Origin of the sequence: Advenella alkanexedens, from assembly GCF_019132845.1 — a bacterium.
Taxonomy (GTDB): domain Bacteria; phylum Pseudomonadota; class Gammaproteobacteria; order Burkholderiales; family Burkholderiaceae_B; genus Advenella; species Advenella alkanexedens.
Genome location: NZ_JAHSPR010000004.1, coordinates 11907 through 36613, shown reverse-complemented (window position 1 = coordinate 36613; position 24707 = coordinate 11907). Strand labels below are relative to the sequence as shown.

The window sequence follows — 24707 nt, the reverse complement described above, 5'->3', positions numbered from 1 at the left end:
ATCCTATCGCTATTAAGTCATGATCCTGTTTACTGCCGGTAATTTTTTTGCAGTGGCCACCGGTGCCGCCCTTGGTGCCGTGTTGCGCTGGTTGCTGGGGATAGCCCTTAATCAGGAGTCCTGGCCATGGGGAACCTTGTTGGCCAATTGTCTGGGTGGCTTGTTCATTGGTATGCTGATTGGTTTTTTTTCTTTCAACGAGCAGACCCCATTATGGGTAAGACTGTTTCTGGTGACCGGATTCCTGGGGGGATTAACCACTTTCTCCACCTTCTCGGCAGAAACCTTGCAGTTTTTACTTAAAGGACAATTGTTGTGGGCGGGTGCCTATATGGGTATCAGCCTGGGCAGCACTTTATTGTTGACGGCACTGGGGATGTGGCTGGTTCAGTTATTCAAATAAGTGTTTATTGTGTACTTCTATCACAAGAATAGCTTTTTTCTTATAAGGTATATATAATAGGTATCTTATAAAGTGATGATGACGTTAAACAGGGTCAATACATGAGTACACTTATTTCCATCTCTCCACCCGGCAAAACCAAAAAGCCCGAAACCCGGATGACGGCGTTCCTGTCGTTGGGGTTTCGGCCCTTATATATTGCCGGTGCAGCCTGGGCACTGATTTCTATTTTGCTGTGGATATATACCCCGCAATTTTTGCTGGGCACTTTAAATGGAATATGGTGGCATGCCCATGAAATGCTGTGGGCCTTTGTGGGTACCATCGCGGTTGCCTTTTTATTGACTGCCAGTGCAACCTGGACCGGCTCCAATCCGATAAAAGGCATGCCGCTGGCCATTCTTGCCCTTACCTGGCTCATTGCCCGTGTTGCTTTTATGATTCCGGGCGATAGCATGTTTTTCACCGGTATGCTATATGAGTTTTCTTTTTACCTGGTATCGGCCATTTGTCTGTTCAGGGTGATCCTGAAAGCCAAAAGCAAACGCAACTATGCCTTACCATGGGCTGTATTGGGTCTTGGCATAATGGATCTGATGTTTCTGCTTACCTATTATCAGGGCAAGTTGGATGTGCTGATGTCGTTTTTTGAAGTCGGCATTCTGTTTATGGTGCTGATTGCCCTGTTAATTGCCCGTCGTGTCGTGCCATTTTTTGCCACCCGTAAAATTCAGGGCTTGCAGATTCCCATGCATACCCGTTCCGGGCTGTACCAGTTAATTGCCTGTGGGATTGCGATTTTCTGTGGGCTTGTTGCCTTGCCCAAAGTAATGGCGTTGTTTATCGGCATTGCCGGTATCATTGCGATTGTCCAGGTTATCCAATGGAAGCCTTCCAAAGTCTTGGGTGAACCCCTGCTTTGGGTGTTGTATCTGGCTTATTTCTTCCTGGGTCTGGGTCTGGTAATGGGCGCCTTGTATTTTGCCGGTATCCGTCCTTCCATCATGGTCCGTCCTGCCGCGTATATTCACGTTATTGGTATGGGCGGGTTTTCTATCATGATTATTGGCATGCTAACCCGTACTGCGCTGGGACATACCGGACACCCGTTAAAGGCAAGCCGCTTAATGGTCAGCAGTTACGTGCTGGTGCTCGTGGCCACTATCAGCCGTTTGGCAGCCTTGTACCCGTCGGCTTATACCCAGTCTTTGCTGCATGTGGCAGGGCTTGCCTGGATACTGGCTTTTGGTTTCTATCTTTGGCAGTTTGTACCCATTCTGACGCGGCCCCGCGCAGACCAGGCTTTTGATAAAGGCGGCCTGATTAAACCCATGGAGAAAAAATGAGGCTGACGGTTAGAACAGACTATGCTTTCAGGATGCTTTTGTATTTGGCCATGCATTCGGACAGGCTTTGTACCATTAAGGAAATTGCCAAGGCCTATCATATTTCAGAACCTCACCTTATGAAAATCACGCACCAGCTTAGTCAGTTGGCATGGATTGAAACCATAAGAGGTAAAGGCGGAGGCATGAAGCTGGCCAAACAGCCGGAAGAAATTTGTTTGGCTGAAGTGATTAAAACGGTTGAGCCGGATTTTTATTTGGTGGAGTGTTTCGGCAGTGACAATACTTGCAATATTGGGGCCTATTGCGGTTTGACGGACGTGATGCAAGAAGCGCTGGATGCATTTATTGCCTGTTTTGCCAAATACACACTGGCTGATATTCTCAAATCCAGTGGGTCAGCCGTAGACGAGCCCCTGGAGAAAATTGTCAATTTCATGAAGTAAGGTGTTGTGCCAAAAGTCGGGCTGCAAGTTGTCCGCTTTTGACAGCACCTTCAAGCACCCCTGGAAAACCGGTGTCGGTCCAGTCGCCAGCCAGATATAAACCTGGCCAGGCAGTGGGGTTTGGCAGGCGCTGCAGGCCCGGCTCAGCGCTAAAGGTGGCCCTTTTTTCGGTAATGATGTCCCAGGCAGTAACGCCAGGCAAGGGCAGGTTTGCCGGGGCCTGTCTGGCAAGCTGTTCAATTGCCAGTCGGATAATTTCCGTTTTGTCCTTGTCCAGCCATTCACTGGCCTGGCTGATAACAATGGTAATTTCGGGTCGTGCACTTTTGCTTGTATCTTTCATGAAGCGTGAGCGCATGAATAGCCATTGTCCCGGGTCTTGTTGCGGATTGTCTGTTTTAAGCAGATAAAGTGGCAAGGGCAAGTCCCAGTTTTTTTCCAGCTCAAGGGTAATGGTCAGAATGGGATTGAAGCTGAACTGTTGCAGTGCTTTCATGAGCGCGGGCTGGTTTTCACTGCCGGGCAGGGAAGCCATGATTTTGGCACATTGTGTGGGAGGCGTGGCCAGAATCACCCCTTCGACATCCCATCCATCTATTTGGTAACCGGTAGACGTCATTTGTATGGATTGTATGCTTTTACCGTAAGCAATCGTAATCTCAGCGCTGAGCTTTTCTGCCCATAAGGCACTTAGATCCACCCTTGGTATCAGGAAGTCGGAGGCCTGTTTGCCGGCATCGGTACTGTGCTGCAAGACACGGGCAAACAGTTGCATGCTGGCTTTGTCAGTATGCGTGTTCAGCGTGGCAATGCAAAGCGGCTCCCAAAATGCCTGATAAAGAAAAGGCGTTTGTTTTTCCTGCCTTAGCCAGTTGCCAACGGTTTGTGCCTGGGGAACCTGCCATTTTTGCCTTTTTAGACTTATCAGTGCACGGATCAGCTTGCATTTATCCGTAAAGGGCAGGCCTCTGGCTCCTAGCAGGGCCAGCAGAAAATCCAGTGGTGCGGGTAAGGCTGACTTGAGGCAAAGTCTGAAATCCTGATTTAAAGTTGAAATATCAAGGGGCAGTCTCAGGAACTGTTCTTTTTCATCCAGGCCCAGTGCCTGCATCAGTGCCAGGGTTTCTGAATAAGCCCCAATTAGCAGATGCTGCCCGTTATCAATTGTTCTGCCCAGTTTACGGGAGTGTACTTTACGGGCACGTCCACCCAGGGTGTGCGATTGTTCGAAGACGTGGACCCTGATGTTGTGTTGCTGCAGGGTGTGCGCGGCAGCCAGGCCCGCCCAACCGGCACCGATAACGGCTACACTTTTTTGATTGGGGGTATCAAGGGGTGGCATTACGCATGTCACGGGTAAATATTTTGCCGCCATTGATCCAGATTTTCCAGGCAATGAAAAATTTCCGGATGGGTGTCAGGCTGATACGCTGGTCCAGAATGTTCCATTGCTCATGCTCGAGTTCTTTTAACAAGGCATGGTAAATGGCGGCCATCATAATACCTGGACGTTGAGCGCGGCGGTCTTCTTCCGGTAACAGGCTGAAGGCTTCTTTATAAAGCTGGCGGGCACGATTGGCTTCAAAGGCCATCAGTTTTTTGAAGTTGTCGTTGTAATTGCTGTTAAGAATGTCGGCGGCTTTGACGTTAAAAGCCTGCAAGTCTTCAATGGGCAGATAAATACGTCCACGACGGGCATCATCGCCGATATCACGGATAATATTGGTCATTTGCAAGGCCAGGCCCAATTTTTCCGCATATTGCAGGGTTTGGGGATTGTGAAAACCAAAAACCCGGGCCGATAACAGTCCCACGACACTGGCGGCGTGCCAGCAATATTTTTTCAGGCCTGCCCAGTCCAGATAGCGGCTTTGGTCAAGGTCCATTTCCATGCCATCAATAATGGCCAGAAAGTTTTCCTGTGGCAGCTTGAAAGGCTCGATATGAGGCGCCAGGGCTTTAGTCACGGGATGCTCGGGTTTTTGTTTATAAAGATTGGCAATCTCATTGCGCCACCAGCCCAGTTTGACCCGGGCCAATGAGGGATCTGAACACTCATCAACGATATCATCAACTTCCCGACAGAAGGCGTAGATGGCGGTTATGGCGCGTCTGGGTTCAGGTTGCAGATACAGGAAAGCGTAATAAAAACTGGATCCGCTTTTGTTGGTTTTATCCTGGCAGTATTCGTCTGGAGTCATGATGTTAAAAATGAGTTAAAGCACGCCATGAAATAATGGCCCAATCAGGTTTTTTCAATACGGGTCGCTGGTTGAAAACATCATAGTTGACGTTTTCGATTTTTTCCAGAATGCGCAATCCACCCTGAATAATCATGCGCATTTCCCAGGCCAGGCGTCCGCGCAGGTTTTTGACAAGTGGCGCACCGGCAAGCATCATTGTACGGGTAAATGCGATTTGTTCCCGCATTAATCCGATCCACTCAGGGGTTATCTTTTCAGATGCCTGGTTTTGTACAGTGATGTTGTGTTGATGCAGGCTGTCCTGGGGCAAATAAACCCGGTTTTTATTCAGGTCAATGGCAATATCCTGCCAGAAATTAACCAATTGCAGCGCCGTGCAGATTTGATTGGAAAAGACAATATTCTCTTCGCTGACTGCCTGGTAAATATGCAGCATTAACAGTCCTACGGGATTGGCAGAAAACCGGCAGTACTCAAGCAGCGCCTGCTGATTGGCAAATGGCATGAAACGGACATCCGATTCGAAGGCAGTGAGTAAATCCTGGAAGGCGGATATGGGCAAATGATATTGCCGGATAATGGTCGCGAGGGGAATAAACACCTGATTTAATTCGCTTGAACCAAAATCATCCGGGTTGCCAGATTGTTGTATTTTTCGTAACGCAGTCCTGTAGGCTTGAAGTTTTTCCAGTCGAGCGGCCGGATTCAAATCACCTTCATCGGCAATATCATCGGCACTGCGTGCAAACGCGTAAACCGCATGGATGGCGGGTCTTAATGCTGCCGGGATCAGGGCAGAGGCAACCGGAAAGTTTTCATAATGGTCAACAGACATTCAGGGACTCGTAAAATAATTGCATCGGGGTGATTATAAGTGGCAGGAGTGATTATAATTTGGGGCTGGGTGCTGTATTTTTAAACTGGAGTAATGCAAATGCCTCGTCCCATCCGTGCAACCATATCTTTGCCGGCACTTTCACATAATTTGCAGGTTGTTCGCAATCATCTGCAGGTGGCCCGCAAGGGCTGTCAGGAAACAACCGGAAAGTTGTTCGGGCCACCTTTCATTTGGGCGGTTATCAAGGCAAATGCATATGGGCACGGGCTTGAAAATGGCATTAAGGGGTTCGGACTGGCTGATGGCCTGGCGATGATTGACTTGAATGATGCCGTTCGTTGCCGCGAACAGGGTTGGTACAAAAAAATATTAATGCTTGAAGGTTTTTTTGAACAGGCGGATTTGCCGTATTTGCAGGAAAACCATATCACGACCAGTATTCATCATATTGCGCAAATTAAAATGCTGGAGAAAATGCCGGCAGGCAAGCCTATTGATGTTTTCCTCAAACTTAATACGGGCATGAACCGTTTGGGATTCCGTCCCGCTGATTGTGCCGCCCGCTTTCAGGATTTACTGGCTTTGCAAAAGCAGGGCAGGGTCGGCAAGATTGGTTTTATGTCGCATTTTGCAAGTGCCGATGGCCAGCCAGGAGCCACCGATGAACCTGCCCGACTTATGAAGCAGGCCATTGATGGCTTGCCCGGGGCGCTTAGCATGTGCAATTCTGCTGCTACGTTGCGCTATCCGTCTCTTGCTCTCAATGAGAGGGAAAACTGGGTCAGGCCGGGTATTTGCCTTTATGGCGCATCTCCTTTTGATACGCCCACAGAAACCGCGACGGCATTCGGCTTGCGTCCGGCCATGTCCTTAAAGGCAAAACTGCTTTCAGTGCAGCACCTGGAAAAGGGTGAGTCAGTCGGGTATGGCGCCACATTTACAACCACCCAAAATACCCGTGTGGGTGTGGTAGCCTGTGGCTATGCCGATGGCTATCCACGGCATGCTCCAACGGGTACACCGGTAATGGTCAATGGGGTGCGTACAAGAATTATCGGCCGTGTCTCCATGGACATGCTGACGGTAGACCTTGATCCTGTTCCCGGTGCACGGGAAGGCGATTGGGTCAATTTATGGGGGCAAGATGGCCCGCACATTGATGAAGTGGCCAGTCATGCGGGCACTATTTCCTATGAGCTCATGTGTGCGCTGGCAAAACGAGTGCCTGTTGAACTGGAAGAATAGAATGCGTCCGAATCTAGTAAAATAGACCGGAATGTGAATATAAGGAAAACCGGATGAAGAACAAATGTGTCCTGGTAACTGGGGCAACCAAAGGTATTGGCTGGGCAATTTCAAGACGCCTGAGTGATGCTGGAGCCCATGTCATTGGTCTGGCCCGCCATGTGGATGAAATCGATTTTCCGGGTTTTTTGTATCAATGTGACTTGAGTGATGCCGGCCAGACCGAAGACGTCTTGCGCATGATCCGTGAAAAATATCCTGTTGATGCCATTGTCAATAATGTGGGTGTTGTTCAGCCTGAAGCGATGGGAGAGATTTCATTGGCTTCGTTTTACCAGGTTTATGATCTTAATGTTCGTTCGGCGGTTCAGGTGGTGCAGGCTTTTTCTGATGTCATGAAACAACGTCAGGAAGGACGGATTATCAATATTGCCAGTATTGCCAGTCAAGGTTCTGCGGGTAAAACCAGTTATTCCGCGGCCAAATCGGCCCTGGTGGGCTGTACCAAAACATGGGCCCTGGAATTGGCCGATTATGGCATTACGGTCAATGCCATTTCACCTGGTCCGGTAGAAACGCAGCTGTTGCGTGAAAGTTACCCGGTAGGTAGTGAAAAAGAAAAAAAATTGCTGGCAGAAATTCCGCTTAAACGTTTGGCACGCCCCGAGGAAATTGCCGCAGCGGTGCAGTTTCTGTTGTCTCCTGATGCCGCCTTTATTACCGGTCAGGTATTGCAAATTGATGGGGGAAAAAGCCTGTAACGTTAAAACCTGGCCGTTGCCAGGGCTTATCTGTTTCAAACAGGCGGTAATGTAAATCATAAAAGGAAAAGGCCAAATTCATGGCAAAAGCAAAAACAGTGTATGTCTGCCAGGAATGCGGTGGCATCAGCAGTAAATGGCAGGGCAAGTGTACGCACTGTGGTGCCTGGAATACCTTGCAGGAAACTATTGAGCAGCCTGTATCTGCGGCGGTCGCCAACCGGTTTTCCCATCTGGCTTCATCTGCACCGGTGCGGATGCTGTCTGACATCGAAGTACGGGAAACACCCCGGCAGCCCACAGGGCTGGCAGAGTTTGACCGGGTGTTGGGTGGCGGGCTGGTGCCGGGCTCGGTGGTTCTGATTGGCGGAGATCCCGGAATCGGCAAATCCACGCTCTTGTTGCAGGCACTGGCCATGCTGTCCCGGGCTGTTTCAGTGTTGTACGTAACCGGTGAAGAGTCCGCGGAACAGGTGGCGTTAAGGGCGCAACGGCTGGATCTTGATGCCAGCAATGTCAAGTTGCTGGCTGAAATCCAGCTGGAAACCATTCAGCGGGCCCTGCAGGAAGAAAAGCCCCAGGTGGCCGTGATTGACTCCATTCAAACCCTGTTTTCAGGGGCCTTGAGTGCTGCGCCCGGTTCAGTATCGCAGGTACGTGAATGTGCCGCACAGCTTACCCGTCTGGCCAAGCAAACCGGCGTGTCCATTATCATGATCGGGCACGTCACCAAGGATGGTACGCTGGCAGGCCCCCGGGTACTGGAACACATTGTTGATACGGTTTTGTATTTTGAGGGTGAACACCATTCTTCCTATCGGCTGATTCGGGCTTTCAAGAACCGGTTTGGAGCCGTCAATGAATTGGGCGTATTCGCCATGACCGATAAAGGGCTCAAAGGTGTCAATAATCCTTCGGCACTGTTCCTTTCCCAGCATGCTTCCAATGTGCCTGGCACGTGTGTGATGGCCACGCAAGAGGGAAGCCGTCCCTTGCTGGTGGAAATACAGGCGCTGGTGGATACCGCCCATGTACCCAATCCACGTCGTTTGTCGCTGGGGCTTGATGGCGGCAGACTGGCCATGTTATTGGCGGTGCTTAACCGGCATGCCCAGGTGGCCACGTTTGACCAGGACGTTTTTGTCAATGCGGTGGGCGGGGTAAGGATTACCGAAACGGCCTCTGATCTGGCCGTGTTGCTGGCGATTATTTCCTCACTAAGAAACAAGCCTTTGCCACAAGGCTTGCTGGTTTTTGGTGAGGTGGGCTTGGCTGGTGAGATTCGTCCCGCCACCCGTGGGCAGGAACGTCTCAGGGAAGCCGCCAAACTGGGCTTCAGTATTGCGCTAATACCCAAACATAATGCACCCAGGCAGGCAATTGAGGGGCTGGAAATCTGGCCGGTTTCCCGTCTTGATGAAGTGTTGCAGTTTATAAAATAAAACCGGAAAAAGGAGTCACGGGTGGATTGGTTGGCGAGTATTCCCTTGTATTTGCTGTTGGGGGCCAGCATTGGTTTTGTGGGGGCCATGGTGGGCATCGGGGGAGGGTTGATCGCCATTCCCATGCTGGTGCTTCTGTTTGATATGCCCCAGCAACTGGCCCAGGGAACAGCGCTGGTCATGATTGTCAGCAATGTGCTGCTATCGATCAGAAGTTATCATCAAAGCAACAGAATCGATTTCAAAAGCGTGAGTATTGCCGTGGTGGTGAATATGATCGCGACCAATCTGGCGGCCATCCTGGCCCAGGATATTGATCCCGTTCTGTTGAGTCGTTTGTTTGCCATTTTTCTTGCCCTGATTGCGTTGCTGTACGTGTGGCAGACTCTGCCGGGGAAAAGCAAAAAGCATTCAACCCATCAGGCAGGGGCTGCCACCAAACTGAAGCTTTCCACTTCTGTCTGGCTGGGGCTGGGTTCGGGCCTGATTGGTGGTATTTTTGGGGTGGGGGGTTCTTTGATTATCGTACCGGTCATGACCATGTATTATGGTTTCAGGCAAACAGCGGCACAGGGCATGGCCTTGGCCATGATTGTGCCGGGCAGTTGTGTGGCGTTGGGCACCTATGCCTGGGGGGGCAATACCGACTGGGTCATAGGGTCAAGTATGGCGATCGGTGGCATGTTCGTGGTGAAATATGGGGTAAAGCTGGCGTACCGCCTGCCTGAAGTGCACCTGAAAAGAATTTTCTCTCTGGTACTCTTTTTCACCGTGGCATTGTTGATGACAAAATAAACGATTGGGAAAATTGGCAATGAAAAGAATGTTAAACGGGCGACTTGCCTGGGTGTCCTTCAAGCGTGACTGGAAATCCGGTGAGCTCAAGCTTTTGTTTCTTGCACTGATTATTGCCATTGTTGCCGTCAGTAGCGTGGGTTTCCTGTCTGACAGGGTGTCACGGGCCCTGGAACGGGACACAGGACAAATGCTGGCCGCAGACCTGTTGCTGGAATCCGATGAGCCGGTTCAGCAAGACTTGCTTGAGCGCGCCCGGAAAGATGGCTTGTCAGTGGCACAAACCTGGCAATTTCCTTCTATGGTGAGCGCTGCTGATCAAACCCGGCTGGCTTCTGTCAAGGCCGTGAGCGACGCCTATCCTTTGCGGGGAACCCTGAAACTGAAGGTGGGACACGAATCGTCCATTGAAAGCGTGCGCCAGGCGCCTGAACCCGGAACCGTTTGGGCTGATGCGCAATTATTGCTGCAGCTTGACGTATTGCCCGGACAGACGGTGCAACTGGGCAATAAAACGTTCAGGGTTGAGAAAATCATCGAGAGTGAGCCCGATAAGGGCTTGCAGTTTGTAAACATTGCCCCAAGGCTTATGTTGAATGCCGACGACCTGGCGGCAACCGGTCTGATTGCACCGGGCAGCCGGATCAAATATGCATTGCTGGTGGCGGGTGATGGCAATGTCGTGGCCAATTATCGTCAATGGCTGGAAACGGTGATTGCCAAGGGGCAGCAAATACGAGGCACCGAATCCGTACGACCCGAGGTGCGACAGTCCCTGGACAGGGCCCAGCAGTTTTTTGCTCTGGTGGCCCTGTTAACGGTCTTGATTGCCTGCGTGGCCATTGCCCTGGGGTCGCGCCGCTTTACCCGGCGACACCAGGATGGGGTGGCTGTCATGAGGACCATTGGCGCCACAGGTCGCCAGGTAAGGCAAATTCTGCTGCTGGAGTTTTTGCTGGTGGCCGTGTTTGCCGCCCTGGCAGGCAGTGCTCTGGGGTATTTGTTTCATTACTTCCTGCTTTACTTTCTGATGCCTCTGTTGCAAACCGAGTTGCCAGCAGCCACTTTGTTGCCGGCTTTCCAGGCGGCCATTGTGGGGGTTGCCCTGCTCATTGGTTTTTCTGTGCCACCGTTATTGCAGCTAAGCAGGGTGCCTCCGCTTAAAGTGCTTCGTCAGGATTTGCAATTGTTGTCAGCGGGTAAAACAGGTGCTTACCTGTTGGGCGGTGTGGTGTTTCTGGCCCTGCTTTGGTGGTTTGCCAAAAGTTTTGTGCTGGCTCTGATCGTCGGGGTCGGTTTCTTGCTGGCTTTGGGGGCTTTTGGCCTGTTTTCTTGGGGGCTGGTTTTGCTGGTGGGGGCGCTGCGCAAGCGCCTGATGCACAAACCGGTCTTGCGTTTTGCGCTGGCCGGTATGGTAAGCCGCAAACAAATGACGATTGTGCAGATATGTTCGCTGGCGCTGGGGCTGATGATTATTCTTTTGCTTGGCCTGATCCGGACTGATTTGCTTGATGGCTGGCGTAACACCTTGCCCGATAACGCACCCAACCGTTTTTTGATTAACATTCAGGAAGACCAGCGCCAGCCGGTGCAGGCGTTTTTTGAAAGCAGGGGGTTGGCCAAGCCATCGCTGGAGCCCATGGTACGAGGACGCCTGGTGCAAATCAACGGCCAGGAAATCTCACCGGCTGATTACACCGAAGAAAGAGCCCGTCGGTTGGTGCAGCGCGAATTCAACCTGTCTTACCTTGACGGGCTGCCACAAAGCAATACCATCACCCAGGGAAAGTGGCTGAATCAGGCAATGCCTGAAGTATCGTTTGAGCAGGAACTGGCTGACACCCTGGGGCTTAAATTAAATGACCGCCTGGCCTTTGATGTGGCCGGGCAATTGGTGGAAGCCAAAATCACCAGCCTCAGAACGGTCAAATGGGATTCAATGCAGGTTAATTTCTTTGCGATTCTGTCCGCCTCATTGCTTGAGGGCAAGCCCGCCACCTGGATTACCTCCTTTTATTTGCCTGAAGACTTGCCGCTGTTTACACAGGAACTGGTGAGCCAGTTTCCCAACATTACGGTGTTTGATGTTTCCGGTATATTGACTCAACTTGAATCGGTGCTTTCACAGGTAAGCCTGGCCGTACAATTATTGTTCATCTTCACTTTTCTGGCAGGCGTGGTCGTGTTGATTGCCGCTTTTTTATCGACTTACGATGAGCGCATTTATGAAGCAGCGGTATTGCGTTCGCTGGGGGCGACATCGGGACAGCTGGATCAGGCACAGCGTCTCGAATTGTTGATTATTGGTTTGTTTGCCGGCTTGTTGGCAGCTACGGCCGCTGTTTTGATTGCCGGCCTGCTGGCCTACTACGTTTTTGACTTTACCATCAGTCTGAATTACTGGCCATGGCTGGTTGGTGTGCTGGTTGGGGTTGCTGCTTCATCATTAGGGGGTAAAATGGCCTTGAAGGGTGTTAAAACAACGCCTCCTTTGCAGGTTTTACGGAGTATGGATTAAATGATACGTGTGCAACCCATGGTTGAGCCACTGGATCGTACGGTTAGTTTTTATGATCAGATTGGCGGTGAGCAAGGTCTTAAAGAGTTGGTTGAGCGGTTTTATGACTTGATGGACCTTGAACCCGATTTCAAGGAACTGCGGCAAACGCACGGTGAGTCTCTGGATAATGCCCGGGAAAAGCTGTTTTTGTTCCTGAGCGGTTATCTGGGCGGGCCCGACCGTTATATTTCACAATTTGGGCATCCACGTCTTAAAGCCCGGCATATGCCTTTTTCCATCGGTTCGGTTGAACGTGACCAGTGGGTGATTTGTATGGGCAGGGCAATGATGGACCAAAACATTCCGGAACCCATCATGGATCGCATGTTGCAGTCTTTTTATGGTGTGGCAGACTGGATGAGAAACCGGGATGACTGAAACGTCAGGGCAAGCGGTCCGGGTTAACGTTGGCAAAAGCGGGATGCTTTATGATGCCGCATTTGCCATTGAACCCGACATGCGTGTGTTTGACCCCGGTTTTTATGCGGACCGTGCCCGGCCGGTCAGTGCAGGGGGACGCAATGCGGCCTGGTTTGTGCATGACCGCTGGGGAAACGGGGTGTTGCGCAAGTATCGGCGCGGTGGGCTGGTGGCTCGTCTGAACAAGTCGCATTATGTCTGGAGCGGGGCGGAAAATACCCGTTCATTTGCCGAGTTCAGGCTTTTGCAATTCATGCATGCCCGGGGTTTGCCGGTGCCCAGGGTGGTTGCTGCCGGCTATACCCGTTTTTGTTGTTTTTACCAGGCTGCATTAATTACTGAAACGTTGCCCGATACCCGGCCCCTGGCCAGTGTCTTGAAAGATATGCCGGCAAGTGCTGATTTTAGTGAACTGGCCAGAGCCTGTGCGGACAGTATTTATCTTATGCATCAGGCCAACGTGTGGCATGCCGATCTCAATGCGTTCAATATTTTGGTGGATGGTAATAACAAAGCATGGTTAATTGATTTTGACAAGGGACGGCAGCTTGTCATGACCGCTTCATTATGTGACGATAACCTGAATCGTCTGAAACGTTCCCTTGAAAAAGTGTTGCGGCAGCCAGGTTTGGTATTTTGGGAACACTTGCGCCGGTTTTACATAAAAAACCAATAAAAAAAATCATTTTCTTTTTAAATGATTTATGATTCTCTTTTTTTTTTACACTGTTTAGGAGTCGAGTACGATATGAAAATGCAATTCGTTCGTAAATTGGCCGTTGCTGCATTGACTGTTTCTGTTTCAGGTGTTGCCCTGGCAGAAGAGGAAAAAGTGCTGAACGTTTACAACTGGGCCGAGTACACGGCTCCTGACACGATTCCGGGTTTTGAAAAACAAACGGGTATCAAGGTACGTTACGATACTTATGATACCAATGATATTTTGCAGGCAAAACTGTTAACCGGCAATTCGGGCTACGACGTGGTCGTGCCCTCAACCCACTATGCGGCACGGCAAATTGAAGGTGGTCTGTTCCAGAAACTGGATAAGTCCAAAATCCCCAATCTGAAAAACCTTGATCCGGCCATTATGGATCTGGTCGCCCAGGTTGATCCGGGCAATGAATATCTGGTGCCCTGGGGTTACGGTACCAATGGCCTGGGTTACAACGTGACCAAGGCCAAGGAAATTCTGGGTGAGGATGCCGATCTGGCCAATTGGGATAACCTGTTCAAGCCCGAGATTGCACAAAAGTTCCAGTCTTGCGGTATTTCCATGCTCGATGAAGCGGCTCAGGTATTTCCTGCCGTGTTGCATTACATGGGTAAAGACCCCAACAGCAGCAAGCCCGAAGATTACCGTGAGGCGCTTGAGGTCCTGAAAAAAATCCGTCCTTATATCCGTCAGTTCAGCTCGTCCGGGTTTATCGATGAACTGGCTTCCGGTGATCTGTGCATGGTGTATGGTTTTTCTGGTGACGTCATGATTGCGGCCAGTCGTGCCAAAGAGGCGGGTAAATCATTCAATATTGATTATTTCATCCCACAGGGCGGGGCACCGGCATGGTTTGACACCATGGCCATTCCCAAAGATGCACCACATCCTGAAAATGCCATGGAATTCATTAATTACATTGAAACGCCCGAGGTGCATGCAGCCATTACCAATGTCATGTTTTATCCCAATGCCAATAAAGAGGCCCGGAATTTCGTGAATCCGGATATTGCTTCCAATCCCATGATTTATCCTGAGGAAGAAGTGGCTAAAACTCTTTTTGTCATCAAGGCCCAACCCATGAATATCGCCCGTTTGCAAACGCGCTTGTGGGCTGAGCTTAAATCAGGTAAATAATCATGTCAGAAGTGCGCCATCCTGCGCCGGTAGACAACATCGACGAGTTCGTCAAACTGGTTGATGTTGTCAAGATTTTTGGTGATACCGTTGCCGTGAAGTCGGTGAACCTGTCCGTGCGTCGTAATGAAATATTTGCCCTGCTGGGCAGTTCCGGTTGTGGCAAGTCTACCTTGTTAAGGATGCTTGCCGGGTTTGAACAGCCCACCTCTGGGCAAATCCTGCTCGATGGGGTGGATATTGCCGGTATCGCACCCTATAAACGTCCCGTCAACATGATGTTTCAGTCGTATGCGCTGTTTCCCCATATGACGGTTGAAGATAATGTGGCGTTTGGCCTGAAGCAGGAAGGTATTGCGCGCAATGAAATTCATGATCGGGTTTTTGCCGCGCTTGATCTGGTGCAAATGGCGGCTTATTCAAGACGCAAGCCCGGTCAGCTTTCCGGTGGACAGCAGCAAAGGGTTGCTTTGGCGCGCAGTCTGGTCAAGCGGCCCAAATTGCTGTTGCTCGACGAACCCATGTCGGCACTGGACAAGCAAATCCGCCAGAAAACCCAGATCGAATTGGTGAAAATCCTTGATCAGGTGGGCGTAACCTGCATTATGGTGACCCATGATCAGGAAGAAGCCATGACGATGGCCAATCGTCTGGCCGTCATGACCGACGGGCAAATCGTGCAGTGTGGTACCCCCCATGATGTGTATACCTTCCCCAATTCGCAGTTTGTGGCCAGCTTTATTGGTTCCACCAATATCTTTACAGGCCGGATCGTGGTGGATGAGCCCGATCACGTCCTCATTGAAAGCGATGAATTGATGCGACCCATGTACGTGAATCACGGTGTTAGCGAACCCTTGGGTATGGAAATCTTTGTTTCCATTCGACCCGAGCAGATTCGGGTGTTGCGTGACCAGCCCGAGGATGAAACCAATGTGGGGCATGGCATGGTTACTCACCTGGCCTGGATGGGCAGTTATGCCCTTTATCAGATTCGTCTGGATTCCGGAAAGATTATTGAAGCCAGTGTACCCAGTATCAAGCTTACCCAGGAGGATGCGCCAGGGATAGATGACGAGGTCTACATTACCTGGGGACCCGACAGCGGTACGGTATTGCCATCATGAAGATCGCATTACTGAAAAGATTCCTGCCGTCACAAAACGTGCTAGCCATCTTGCCGCCTTATCTGTGGCTGGTGATTTGCCTGCTGGTGCCTTTTTTCATTGTCCTGAAGATCAGTTTTGCCGAGTCCACATTTGGCATTCCACCGTATTCTTCATTAATTGACATCAAGGATGGGGTGGTCAGGCTGGCTTTCCATTTGGAAGGTTATATTCTGCTGCTCACCGACAGTATTTTTGTGGGGGCTTATCTTAACTCCCTGAAAATGGCTGCCGTTACCACGATATGTTGCATTTTGATTGGTTATCCAATGGCCTATCACATTGCACGTTCATCTCCTAAAGTGCGCAATTTGCTGATGCTGGCGGTGATTTTGCCATTCTGGACATCATTGCTGCTGCGGGTATATGCCTGGGTCGGTATTTTGCGCAATGAGGGGTTGCTGAACAATTTCCTGCTGTGGACGGGCGTAATCGATACCCCGCTGGAAATCTATCGAACCGATATGGCCGTTTATATTGGTCTGGTCTATTCTTATCTGCCATTTTTTATCCTGCCTTTGTATACCAACCTGATCAAACTCGACCAGCGCTTGCTGGATGCCGCCTATGATTTGGGTGCCAGGCCATGGCAGGCTTTTCTGAAAGTCACATTGCCCCTGTCCAAGCCCGGTGTCATTGCCGGTGCGATGCTGGTGTTCATTCCTTCGGTAGGAGAGTACGTGATTCCTGAACTGTTGGGAGGAACCAATACCTATATGATCGGACGTGTCATGTGGGATCAGTATTTTACCGATGCAAACTGGCCGGTTGCCGCAGCCGTTGCCATTGCCATGATTTTGCTGTTGCTGGTGCCCCTGGCGATATTCCAGTACAACCAGTCCAAACAAACCGAGTCCCAATGAGGAAGTCATGACAAAGCAAAGTGTTTTCTTCAAATGGTTTTTTCTGGGGATCGGTTTTCTGTTTTTATACATTCCGATTCTTAGTCTGATTGTTTTTTCTTTCAATGACTCTGCGTTGGCCTCGTCCTGGTCGGGCTTTTCCCTGCGCTGGTATAAAAGTCTGTTCGAAGATCAGGCCTTGCTAAATGCTGCCTGGCTGTCCCTTAAAATTGCCATCCTGACGGCTACGGCCGCTGTATTCATTGGTACCTGGGCCGGGTATGTGCTGGTACGCAAGGGGCATTTCAAGGGCATAGGGCTTTATATCGGCATGTTGAATGCACCTTTGGTCATTCCCGATGTGATTTTGGGTATTTCCCTTTTGCTCATGATTGTTGAAGTCAGGAATATCACCGGGTTTCCGGCCGGTAACGGTATTTTTACCATTTGGCTGGGACATGTTACCCTGTGTGTGGCCTATGTGTCGGTGGTTATTGCTTCCCGGGTGCGTGAACTTGACCGTTCCCTTGAAGAGGCGGCGCTGGATTTGGGGGCTACACCTCTGAAGGTGTTTTTTTCCATTACCCTGCCACTGATTGCCCCGGCCCTGGTGGCTGCCTGGCTGCTGGCGTTTACGCTGTCACTCGATGATGTGGTGATTGCCTCGTTCCTGAATGGACCTGGCTTTACAACTTTGCCCATCGAAGTGTTTTCTCGTGTCCGGCTGGGTATCAAGCCAGAGGTGAATGCCTTGGCCACTTTATTTATTGTTTTGGTAGGCGTGTTTGTTATTGTTGCCAACCGCCTTCAAGCAGGAACCAACAAAAATGAAAACAATATCGATATACGGTCTTAAAAACTGTAGCACCTGCACGAAAGCCATTAAGTGGCTGCAGGCCCATGAATACGAGGTTGAGTTTATTGATTATCGTGCCAATCCCATTGATGCCGACACGTTGCGGCAATGGGCGCCCTTGGTGGGTGGCTGGGAAAAACTCATCAATCGTGCTTCCATGACCTGGCGCAATTTGCCGGCCGACAGAAAAACGCCTGAATCGGATGAACAATGGCTGGCCATCGCTGCCGGGTTTCCTTCTGTCATCAAGCGACCGATAGCGGTGACGCAAGATGGCCAGGTGTTTCTGGGTTTTTCTGAAAAAAATTATGCGCTGCAGTTTAAGTAAAGGGTGAAGAATATGTTAAGTCAAAATGAGTTGAAACAGCAGGTGGCCAAGGCAGCGGTTGAGTATATCCAGCCATTTCTGGGGTCTGGCGTCGTTGTTGGGGTAGGTACCGGTTCAACCGCCGATTTGTTTATTGATCACCTGGCAGGCTTCAAGGATCAGTTCATGGCAGCGGCAGCCAGTTCCGAACGAAGCGCACAGCGCCTGGCTGGCTTGGGCATTCCCGTGCTGGATCTCAATGAGGTGCAGGGCATGCCGGTTTATGTGGATGGTGCCGATGAAATCAATGCGCGTCTGCAAATGATCAAGGGGGGCGGTGGCGCCCTGACCCGGGAAAAAATTGTGGCTTCAGTGGCCGAGCGCTTTATTTGTATTGCTGATGAGTCTAAAGTGGTGGAAAGGCTTGGGAAATTTGCCATTCCTCTTGAAGTTATTCCCATGGCGGTGAATGCGGTTGCCAGAAAAATGCGGACATTAGGTGGTGATCCTGTCTTGCGTGAGGGTTTTATTACCGATAATGGCAACCCGATTCTGGATGTGGCCGGTTTCAGTCTTGATGATGCTGCTCAGATGGAGGCGATTATGAATAACGTTCCAGGTGTTGTAACATGTGGCTTATTTGCCATTGCTCCTGCCAGCGTTGCCTTGATTGCCACCCAGCAGGGGCTCAGGACAATGAAGGTTTAATGTCATATTCATGTCATTAAACTTTCTTAAAATGATTCATTTATTTTTAAACAGGTGCAGGTATGGTTGAACATACAAATAAACGTTTTGAGGCAGACCTCGAAGACATTCGTTCACGCTTTTTACGAATGGGCGGATTGGTAGAGTCCATGATTGCCGATGGCATTGATGTTTTGACAACCGGCAATACTGTCGTTATGGAACGCATTTTCGAGCGTGAGAAGGAAGTCAACCAGCTTGAGGTTGATATTGACTCTTCCATTACCCAGGTGATGGCACTGAACCAGCCAACCGCAGTCGACTTGCGTTTGCTGATGTCAGTTTCAAAAATGCTGACAGATATGGAGCGCTCCGGTGATGAGGCTGAAAAAATGGCTAAAATGGCGCGACGTCTTCACGAAAACAATCCGCGCTATGAACCTGTGATTGAATTGCGCCACATGGCGGCAAGTGTTATCTCCATGTTAAACCGTTCGCTTGATGCCTTTGCCCGCAGAGATCCCATTCTGGCCGCTGAAGTGGTGCGCAGTGACAAGCTGGTCGATAAAGAGTGGAAGGGCGTGTTGCGTGAATTGATCAGCTACATGATTGAGGATCCACGTACGATTTCAGGCAGTATTGATCTGCTGTTTATCGCCCGTGCGCTTGAACGTATTGGCGATCATGCGAAAAACATGGCGGAGCGGGTGATTTATATGGTTCAGGGCGAAGATGTGCGCCACACTGGTGTCAAGAATGTTGAATTACAGGCACGTGGTGGTAAAGAAGCGGTAGAGGCTCTCAAGGAAGCCAAACTGGCAGAGACAACCGAAGCGCCTGACACCAGCGGAAAATAAAGCCTGTCTTACCGTACGTAATAAAAAAACAGCCTCATCCGAGGCTGTTTTTGGTTATGCTGAAGGTTTATTGCCGGTGGGGTTAGTTTGATGGAGGAACGTAACCCTGGGCTTCGATATTGGCATCTTCAAACAGATAGCTTTCCATTTGCTGTTGCAGATATTTGCGGGCACGTGCATCCGCCAGGTTAAGGCGGTTCTCATTCACGATACGGGTTTGGATTTCCGTCCAGGCTATCCAGGCTTCCTTGGAAATGGATTGCCAGATTTTAACGCCCAGATCGCCAGGGTATGGAGGGTAGTCCAGGCCTTCAGCTTCTTTTTTAAGTTTTACACATTGAACAAGACGTGCCATATTGCTACCTCATTAAAGTTTCTTGATAAAAATTAGACTGTTCCTGGATCGATTGTAATTCATTTGCTTTTCAGCGGGCAAATCACTGAGGGTTCCCTGAACAAAGCCTCGTTTGACAAACCAGTGTGAAGTGCGGGTGGTGAGCACGAACAGACGCTTGACACCGAGCGCACGCGCCTTGTTTTCCGCGTGTCTTAGCAGTATTTCACCCTCACCGCTGCCTTGCCAGTCAGGGTTGACAATCAGGCAGGCCATTTCAGCCATTTTTGATTCAGGATAAGGAATTAACGAAACACAGCCATAAATGATGCCATCGTGCTCCAGGACCGTGAATTTCTCCACATCACGCTCAATCACGTTACGACCTCGAGGAACCAGCGTGCCATCGGCTTCCAGGGGCTCAATCAGGCTGACAATTGCGCCAATATCGTCTATCGTGGCTGGACGCAGGTCATCCAGTGTGTCTTCCACCACCATGGTGCCCACACCATCGTGGGTGAAGTATTCAAGCAGGATGCTGCCATCCAGTTCGTAGGGAATCAGGTGGGCCCGTTTGACACCACGCTTGACGGCATTGGAGGCATGTTGCAGGAAAGTGGCGGTGTCTTCATCAAGGTGGCCTTGCCGGATCAGATTATCGGCATCTTCCCGGGCAATTTCCGTAATGACATTATCATTCAGATCTTTGAGCATGCTGTTCCTGGTCATGAAAATCAGCTTGTCTGCACTCAGCGCAATGGCTGTGCTGGTGGCCAGCTCTTCCATGGCCAGGTTGAAAGCCTCTCCGGTTGGGGAAAATCCAATCGGGGACATGAGCAGCACAGCACCATGAGAGATGATTTTTTTCATCGCATCAAGGTCAAACTTGCGAACCTTGCCCGAATGCTTGTAATCGACCCCGTCAATGACACCTACCGGCTGGGCGGTTACAAAGTTGCCTGAAATGATATGGATGTGTGCGTTGGACATGGGGGTATTGGGCAAGCCCTGGCTGAAAGCGGCTTCAATATCCAGACGGATTTCACCGGCCGCTTCCTTGGCGCACTCCAGGGCCTCCGGACTGGTCGGTTCAATGCCCCGTCCAAATTGATAGCTAAAACCTTTAAGGCGCAATTGTTCATTGACCTGGGGACGTGATCCATGCACTAATATCAGGTGAACGCCCAGGGCTGTCAGTAAGGACAGATCCTGAATCAATGCATTCAGGGCACCAGCCTGTACCAGATCGCCACCAAAACCCACAACAAATGTTTTTCCGCGCAGGGTATGTACGTATGGAGCCACCTCCCGAAACCATCGGACAAACTGTGCCGGGGCATATTCAGGTGCATCTAGGGCGGAATAGGTTTCGGGTTCGTGGGTGCTCATGGTGTTCAGTTACAATCCTGTATGGCTAAAAATGAAAAAATGGCCAGACTTTGAGATTAAAAAGTCAAGGCAAAATTATAATGTCGGATAGACTTAAAGATAGATTATTTATGCATAAAAATGTTGTTTCAAATCACAGTGGCACAAAACAAATGTCAAATGAAGCCGTGCCCGAGCGATTGCCTCCTTCCATCTCTTACCCTGAAGACTTGCCTGTCAGTGCGAAAAGGGCGGAAATCGCCAGGGCGCTTCAGGCCCATCAGGTAATTATTGTATGCGGTGAAACCGGTTCGGGCAAAACAACCCAGTTGCCAAAAATCTGTCTTGAGCTGGGGCGGGGCCTTAAAGGTATGATTGGCCATACCCAGCCACGCCGGCTGGCCGCCACGTCTGTGGCCAAACGTATTGCCCAGGAATTGAATACGCCTATGGGTGAATGGGTGGGGTACCAGATTCGCTTTAGCGATAAAACAGGTCCCGGTGCCGCCATCAAGCTGATGACTGATGGTATTTTGCTGGCTGAGTCACAGCGTGATCCCCTGCTCAGGCGCTACGATACGATTATTATCGATGAAGCGCACGAGCGCAGTCTGAATATTGATTTTTTACTGGGGTTTTTAAAGCAGTTGTTGCCCCGGCGCAAAGACCTGAAGCTTATCATTACCTCTGCCACGATTGATGCAGACCGATTTGCCACGCACTTTGCCGGCAAAAACGGGCAGAAGGCGCCCGTTATTGAAGTCTCGGGGCGCTTGTATCCGGTTGAGGTGCGTTACCGTCCCATTCGTTTTTTTGATGACGAGGAATCCGCCGGAACGCAGTCTGAGTCCAGTCGTCTGGACCGGGATGAAGAAAAAGACCTGATTGATGGCATTGTGGATGCAGTGGATGAATGTGCGCAACATGGTCCGGGTGATATATTGGTTTTCCTGCCCGGAGAAAGGGAGATCCGCGAGGCGGCCGAGTCCCTGCGCAAGCATCATCCAGCCGGTACCATGGTGTTGCCTTTGTTTGCCCGCATGTCTCAGGCCGACCAGGAACGTATTTTTCACCCAAGTACCAATCAGCGCAGGGTGATTCTGGCTACCAACGTGGCTGAAACCTCCTTAACGGTACCGGGTATCCGTTTTGTGATTGACAGTGGTCTGGCCCGGGTCAAGCGTTACTCCTGGCGCAACAAGGTTGAACAGTTGCAGATTGAACCGGTTAGCCAGGCATCGGCCAACCAGCGGGCAGGTCGTTGTGGCCGTATCGGGCCAGGCGTTTGTATCCGGCTTTACGATGAAGATGATTTCAAGCTGCGAGCACCTTTTACCGATCCTGAAATCCTGCGTTCATCCCTGGCTTCGGTTATTTTGCGCATGAAGGCCTTGCGACTGGACGGGATCGAGCAATTTCCCTTTGTGGATAAACCAACGGGCAAAGCGATCGCCGATGGCTATCATCTTTTGCAGGAACTGGGGGCGATTGATGACGCCAATAAACTGACACCGGTTGGTCGTAGTCTGGCCAAATTGCCAGTGGATCCACGCCTTGCCCGCATGATTCTGGCCGCCAAAGAACACCAGTGTCTGGCAGAAATGCTGGTGATTGCGTCAGCATTGTCTATTCAGGATCCCCGGGAGCGTCCTTTCAATGCGAAGGAGGCCAGTGACCAGGCGCATGCCAAATTCAAGGATGACAAATCCGAATTCATGTCGTACCTGAAGCTCTGGAACTGGTATAACGATGCAGTGGCCAATAAGGCCTCCCAAAGAAAGCTGGTGGAAAAGCTCAGGACTTCTTTTCTGTCGCCCTTGCGTTTGCGTGAATGGCATGATGTGCATACCCAGTTGCACAGCCTGGTTCGGGAGCAGGGGTGGCGGCTTAACCAGAGCGATGCCACTTACGAACAAATTCACAAGGCCTTGTTAACCGGCTTGCTGGGCAATCTGGGTTTTAAAGGTGATGAGGCACCGCATTATCAGGGAGCCCGTGAAATCCGCTTTTTTATTCACCCGGGTTCGACGCTGATTAAAAAAGCGGGTAAGTGGATTATGGCCGCAGAACTGGTTGAAACTTCGCGGCTGTTTGCGAGATGCATTGCCAATATTGATCCTCGCTGGATAGAGTCTATTGGCGCCCATTTGCTGAAAAAACAATGGTCCGACCCGGTCTGGAATGCCAAGTTGGGGCAAGTGCAGGCCAATGAAAGGGCCAGTTTGTACGGTTTGCAAATTTATCATGGGCGCAAGGTGAATTATGGCCGGATAGCGCCAGTCGAGTCACGGGAAATTTTCATTCGGGATGCCCTTGTGGCGGGTGATATTGACTCAAAATTACCGTTTATTGTGCGCAACAACCGCTTGATACGTGAAATCGAAAAGCTGGAGCATAAGTCGCGCAGGCCCGATATTCTGGTGGATGATGAGCTGATTTTCGCTTTTTACAACAAACTCATTCCCGAACATATCTGTCAGACCGCCACACTTGAAAGCTGGTATAAAGATTTGCCTGAAGCCAGCCAGCAAGAGCTGATCCTGAACCGGGATGACTTGATGCGCCATGAGGCCATAGGCGTGACCACCGAGGTGTTTCCCAAAAAGCTGGTATGGGATGGCATTGATCTGGCCCTTGATTATCATTTTGAACCGGGTTCACCTCGTGATGGGGTGACCATGACGATTCCCGTTTATGCCCTTAACCAGATTGACGGTACACGTTGTCAGTGGCTGGTGCCAGGCATGCTCAAGGAAAAGGTGCTTTTGTTGCTGAAGTCACTGCCCCAAAAGCTGCGCCGTCACTGCGTACCACTGCCCGATTATGCGGCGGGTTTCCATCAACGCTGGTTTGAGCGGCTGGCTAACCCCAGTATGCCTTTGACAACGGCTATTGCGCAAGATATTTGGGACCAGTGCAAGGTTCGGGTCAAAGAGGAAGACTTCAAGCTTGAATCCTTGCCGGTGCATTTATTCATGAACTTTAAAGTCATCGATGAACACGGACGTATGTTGTCAGCCGGGCGCAATCTGAACCAGCTCAAGGCCGAGCATGGCATGCAGGCGCAGGAAACTTTCCAGCGCCTGGCCAGCAAAGATCGTGATGTTGCCCAGGTGCTGGCCAGTGAGCACATTACCGAATGGAATTTTGGGCAATTGCCTGAACTGTTGGAAATCAAAAAGAAAAACCAGTCATTCATCGGTTATCCGGCATTGGTGGATAATGGTGAGTCCTGTGATTTGGATGTGTTTGATGATCCTGAAACGGCGCGTCAGAAGCATCGGGCCGGTTTGCTGCGACTTTTTCGGATTGCCCTGAAAGATCAGCTTAAATTCTTAAGCAAAAACATTACCGATTTGACGCGCATGAGTATGATTTACATGCCCTTGGGCTCACAGGAAGAGTTGCGTGACCAGATTGTTGATTGTGCCCTGATCCAGGCCTGTCTGGCCAGTCCCTTGCCTGAGGATGCCAATGCTTTTGAACAAAGGAAACAGGATGCCAAAGGGCGTCTGGGCCTGTTGATCCAGGAAATTGCCCGTCTGGCAGGCACAATCCTGAGTGAGTGGGCCGGGGTGCAGAAAAAACTTCCGTCCATCAAATCGCACAAACAGGCTTATGAAGATATTGTTGCCAATCTGGGTGTTTTGATGAGCAAGGACTTCCTGAAAAAGAATCCGTATACGCAATTGGTGCATTATCCGCGCTATCTCAAGGCCTGTTCGGCACGAATAGACAAGTTGCGCAGTGATCCTGCACGGGATGCACGGATAATGGCCGAGATGGCGCCATTGCTGGTGAATTACCAGCGTATGCGAAGTACACTCAAGGGCGCTCCTGATGAGCGTCTTGATGACTTTCAGTGGTTGCTGCAAGAGTTGCGCGTTGCCCTTTTTGCCCAGGAACTCAGAACCCCTATGCCCGTATCGGTCAAGCGCCTGCAAAAGGCGTGGGAAACCATTATTCGTTGATACAATT

Annotated in this window: 23 protein-coding genes; 18 read left to right on the top strand and 5 right to left on the bottom strand. The window is 50.5% G+C overall.

Annotated elements, in window-relative coordinates:
• The first annotated feature begins 19 nt into the window (after window positions 1-19).
• The 3 genes from crcB (at window position 20) to KU392_RS06310 (ending at window position 2195) form a co-directional block, all read left to right on the top strand.
• Entirely contained in the window at window positions 20-403 is a 384-nt protein-coding gene (gene crcB / locus KU392_RS06320) for a fluoride efflux transporter CrcB (RefSeq protein WP_169295045.1), read from the top strand.
• Window positions 404-504: 101 nt separating this feature from the next.
• Complete coding sequence (locus KU392_RS06315) at window positions 505-1749, top strand: NnrS family protein (RefSeq protein WP_169295044.1); 1245 nt, start codon at window positions 505-507, stop codon at window positions 1747-1749.
• Entirely contained in the window at window positions 1746-2195 is a 450-nt protein-coding gene (locus tag KU392_RS06310) for an RrF2 family transcriptional regulator (protein WP_169295043.1), read from the top strand. Before KU392_RS06315 ends, KU392_RS06310 begins: the two co-directional genes overlap by 4 nt.
• On the opposite strand, the gene hpnE is transcribed toward KU392_RS06310, so the two are convergent.
• The 3 genes from hpnE to hpnC are packed head-to-tail and all read right to left on the bottom strand — an operon-like array spanning window position 2185 to window position 5234.
• Complete coding sequence (gene hpnE, locus KU392_RS06305) at window positions 2185-3537, bottom strand: hydroxysqualene dehydroxylase HpnE (protein WP_169295042.1); 1353 nt, start codon at window positions 3535-3537, stop codon at window positions 2185-2187. The genes KU392_RS06310 and hpnE overlap by 11 nt on opposite strands.
• Window positions 3524-4396 carry a presqualene diphosphate synthase HpnD gene (hpnD, locus tag KU392_RS06300; RefSeq protein ID WP_169295041.1) on the bottom strand — a complete coding sequence of 291 codons (873 nt, stop codon included), beginning with the start codon at window positions 4394-4396 and terminating at the stop codon, window positions 3524-3526. The genes hpnE and hpnD overlap by 14 nt, the downstream gene beginning before the upstream one ends.
• Window positions 4397-4400: 4 nt before the next feature.
• The gene (gene hpnC / locus KU392_RS06295; protein ID WP_169295040.1) at window positions 4401-5234 is read right to left on the bottom strand and encodes a squalene synthase HpnC; all 834 of its coding nucleotides are present in this window, start codon (window positions 5232-5234) and stop codon (window positions 4401-4403) included.
• A gap of 99 nt (window positions 5235-5333) precedes the next feature.
• Between hpnC and alr the strand changes: the two genes are divergently transcribed.
• The 14 genes from alr (at window position 5334) to phoU (ending at window position 19027) form a co-directional block, all read left to right on the top strand.
• The gene (gene alr / locus KU392_RS06290; RefSeq protein ID WP_169295039.1) at window positions 5334-6482 is read left to right on the top strand and encodes an alanine racemase; all 1149 of its coding nucleotides are present in this window, start codon (window positions 5334-5336) and stop codon (window positions 6480-6482) included.
• 53 nt (window positions 6483-6535) lie between these two features.
• Complete coding sequence (locus KU392_RS06285; RefSeq protein WP_217734903.1) at window positions 6536-7243, top strand: SDR family oxidoreductase; 708 nt, start codon at window positions 6536-6538, stop codon at window positions 7241-7243.
• Window positions 7244-7323: 80 nt separating this feature from the next.
• Window positions 7324-8685: a DNA repair protein RadA gene (radA, locus tag KU392_RS06280; protein ID WP_169295037.1), complete on the top strand. Its 1362-nt coding sequence runs from the start codon at window positions 7324-7326 to the stop codon at window positions 8683-8685.
• A gap of 21 nt (window positions 8686-8706) precedes the next feature.
• The gene (locus KU392_RS06275; protein ID WP_217734902.1) at window positions 8707-9480 is read left to right on the top strand and encodes a sulfite exporter TauE/SafE family protein; all 774 of its coding nucleotides are present in this window, start codon (window positions 8707-8709) and stop codon (window positions 9478-9480) included.
• 19 nt (window positions 9481-9499) lie between these two features.
• Entirely contained in the window at window positions 9500-11998 is a 2499-nt protein-coding gene (locus tag KU392_RS06270) for an ABC transporter permease (RefSeq protein ID WP_246587357.1), read from the top strand.
• Window positions 11999-12418 (top strand): group II truncated hemoglobin, encoded by a 420-nt coding sequence (locus KU392_RS06265; protein ID WP_169295035.1) that lies wholly within the window; start codon window positions 11999-12001, stop codon window positions 12416-12418. It begins immediately after the preceding gene.
• A complete protein-coding gene (locus KU392_RS06260; RefSeq protein WP_169295034.1) occupies window positions 12411-13136 on the top strand; it encodes a 3-deoxy-D-manno-octulosonic acid kinase in 726 nt (241 codons plus the stop codon). The genes KU392_RS06265 and KU392_RS06260 overlap by 8 nt, the downstream gene beginning before the upstream one ends.
• A 72-nt stretch (window positions 13137-13208) precedes the next feature.
• Window positions 13209-14312 (top strand): polyamine ABC transporter substrate-binding protein, encoded by a 1104-nt coding sequence (locus tag KU392_RS06255; protein ID WP_169295033.1) that lies wholly within the window; start codon window positions 13209-13211, stop codon window positions 14310-14312.
• Between the two features lie 2 nt (window positions 14313-14314).
• Window positions 14315-15439 carry an ABC transporter ATP-binding protein gene (locus KU392_RS06250; RefSeq protein ID WP_169295032.1) on the top strand — a complete coding sequence of 375 codons (1125 nt, stop codon included), beginning with the start codon at window positions 14315-14317 and terminating at the stop codon, window positions 15437-15439.
• Entirely contained in the window at window positions 15436-16341 is a 906-nt protein-coding gene (locus tag KU392_RS06245; protein WP_169295031.1) for an ABC transporter permease subunit, read from the top strand. The genes KU392_RS06250 and KU392_RS06245 overlap by 4 nt, the downstream gene beginning before the upstream one ends.
• Before the next feature lie 7 nt (window positions 16342-16348).
• Window positions 16349-17176 (top strand): ABC transporter permease subunit, encoded by an 828-nt coding sequence (locus tag KU392_RS06240; protein ID WP_169295030.1) that lies wholly within the window; start codon window positions 16349-16351, stop codon window positions 17174-17176.
• Window positions 17148-17504, top strand: a complete 357-nt coding sequence (locus KU392_RS06235) for an arsenate reductase family protein (RefSeq protein ID WP_169295029.1) — start codon at window positions 17148-17150, stop codon at window positions 17502-17504. Before KU392_RS06240 ends, KU392_RS06235 begins: the two co-directional genes overlap by 29 nt.
• A 12-nt stretch (window positions 17505-17516) precedes the next feature.
• Window positions 17517-18191, top strand: a complete 675-nt coding sequence (rpiA, locus tag KU392_RS06230; RefSeq protein WP_169295028.1) for a ribose-5-phosphate isomerase RpiA — start codon at window positions 17517-17519, stop codon at window positions 18189-18191.
• A 62-nt stretch (window positions 18192-18253) separates the two neighbouring features.
• Window positions 18254-19027 (top strand): phosphate signaling complex protein PhoU, encoded by a 774-nt coding sequence (phoU, locus tag KU392_RS06225; RefSeq protein ID WP_169295027.1) that lies wholly within the window; start codon window positions 18254-18256, stop codon window positions 19025-19027.
• A gap of 82 nt (window positions 19028-19109) precedes the next feature.
• On the opposite strand, the gene KU392_RS06220 is transcribed toward phoU, so the two are convergent.
• Window positions 19110-19382, bottom strand: a complete 273-nt coding sequence (locus KU392_RS06220; protein ID WP_169295026.1) for an oxidative damage protection protein — start codon at window positions 19380-19382, stop codon at window positions 19110-19112.
• Between the two features lie 12 nt (window positions 19383-19394).
• Window positions 19395-20750, bottom strand: a complete 1356-nt coding sequence (argA, locus tag KU392_RS06215) for an amino-acid N-acetyltransferase (RefSeq protein WP_169295025.1) — start codon at window positions 20748-20750, stop codon at window positions 19395-19397.
• A gap of 152 nt (window positions 20751-20902) precedes the next feature.
• Here argA and hrpA point away from each other — a divergent pair, with 152 nt between their 5' ends.
• Window positions 20903-24700 carry an ATP-dependent RNA helicase HrpA gene (gene hrpA / locus KU392_RS06210; RefSeq protein ID WP_169295024.1) on the top strand — a complete coding sequence of 1266 codons (3798 nt, stop codon included), beginning with the start codon at window positions 20903-20905 and terminating at the stop codon, window positions 24698-24700.
• Window positions 24701-24707 lie beyond the last annotated feature (7 nt).

Excerpts from the sequence above, each read along its gene's own strand:
- crcB (WP_169295045.1), top strand. The coding sequence starts at position 20 with ATGATCCTGTTTACTGCCGGTAATTTTTTTGCAGTGGCCACCGGTGCC.
- KU392_RS06315 (WP_169295044.1), top strand. The coding sequence starts at position 505 with ATGAGTACACTTATTTCCATCTCTCCACCCGGCAAAACCAAAAAGCCC.
- KU392_RS06310 (WP_169295043.1), top strand. The coding sequence starts at position 1,746 with ATGAGGCTGACGGTTAGAACAGACTATGCTTTCAGGATGCTTTTGTAT.
- hpnE (WP_169295042.1), bottom strand. The coding sequence starts at position 3,537 with ATGCCACCCCTTGATACCCCCAATCAAAAAAGTGTAGCCGTTATCGGT.
- hpnD (WP_169295041.1), bottom strand. The coding sequence starts at position 4,396 with ATGACTCCAGACGAATACTGCCAGGATAAAACCAACAAAAGCGGATCC.
- hpnC (WP_169295040.1), bottom strand. The coding sequence starts at position 5,234 with ATGTCTGTTGACCATTATGAAAACTTTCCGGTTGCCTCTGCCCTGATC.
- alr (WP_169295039.1), top strand. The coding sequence starts at position 5,334 with ATGCCTCGTCCCATCCGTGCAACCATATCTTTGCCGGCACTTTCACAT.
- KU392_RS06285 (WP_217734903.1), top strand. The coding sequence starts at position 6,536 with ATGAAGAACAAATGTGTCCTGGTAACTGGGGCAACCAAAGGTATTGGC.
- radA (WP_169295037.1), top strand. The coding sequence starts at position 7,324 with ATGGCAAAAGCAAAAACAGTGTATGTCTGCCAGGAATGCGGTGGCATC.
- KU392_RS06270 (WP_246587357.1), top strand. The coding sequence starts at position 9,500 with ATGAAAAGAATGTTAAACGGGCGACTTGCCTGGGTGTCCTTCAAGCGT.
- KU392_RS06265 (WP_169295035.1), top strand. The coding sequence starts at position 11,999 with ATGATACGTGTGCAACCCATGGTTGAGCCACTGGATCGTACGGTTAGT.
- KU392_RS06260 (WP_169295034.1), top strand. The coding sequence starts at position 12,411 with ATGACTGAAACGTCAGGGCAAGCGGTCCGGGTTAACGTTGGCAAAAGC.
- KU392_RS06255 (WP_169295033.1), top strand. The coding sequence starts at position 13,209 with ATGAAAATGCAATTCGTTCGTAAATTGGCCGTTGCTGCATTGACTGTT.
- KU392_RS06250 (WP_169295032.1), top strand. The coding sequence starts at position 14,315 with ATGTCAGAAGTGCGCCATCCTGCGCCGGTAGACAACATCGACGAGTTC.
- KU392_RS06245 (WP_169295031.1), top strand. The coding sequence starts at position 15,436 with ATGAAGATCGCATTACTGAAAAGATTCCTGCCGTCACAAAACGTGCTA.
- KU392_RS06240 (WP_169295030.1), top strand. The coding sequence starts at position 16,349 with ATGACAAAGCAAAGTGTTTTCTTCAAATGGTTTTTTCTGGGGATCGGT.
- KU392_RS06235 (WP_169295029.1), top strand. The coding sequence starts at position 17,148 with ATGAAAACAATATCGATATACGGTCTTAAAAACTGTAGCACCTGCACG.
- rpiA (WP_169295028.1), top strand. The coding sequence starts at position 17,517 with ATGTTAAGTCAAAATGAGTTGAAACAGCAGGTGGCCAAGGCAGCGGTT.
- phoU (WP_169295027.1), top strand. The coding sequence starts at position 18,254 with ATGGTTGAACATACAAATAAACGTTTTGAGGCAGACCTCGAAGACATT.
- KU392_RS06220 (WP_169295026.1), bottom strand. The coding sequence starts at position 19,382 with ATGGCACGTCTTGTTCAATGTGTAAAACTTAAAAAAGAAGCTGAAGGC.
- argA (WP_169295025.1), bottom strand. The coding sequence starts at position 20,750 with ATGAGCACCCACGAACCCGAAACCTATTCCGCCCTAGATGCACCTGAA.
- hrpA (WP_169295024.1), top strand. The coding sequence starts at position 20,903 with ATGTCAAATGAAGCCGTGCCCGAGCGATTGCCTCCTTCCATCTCTTAC.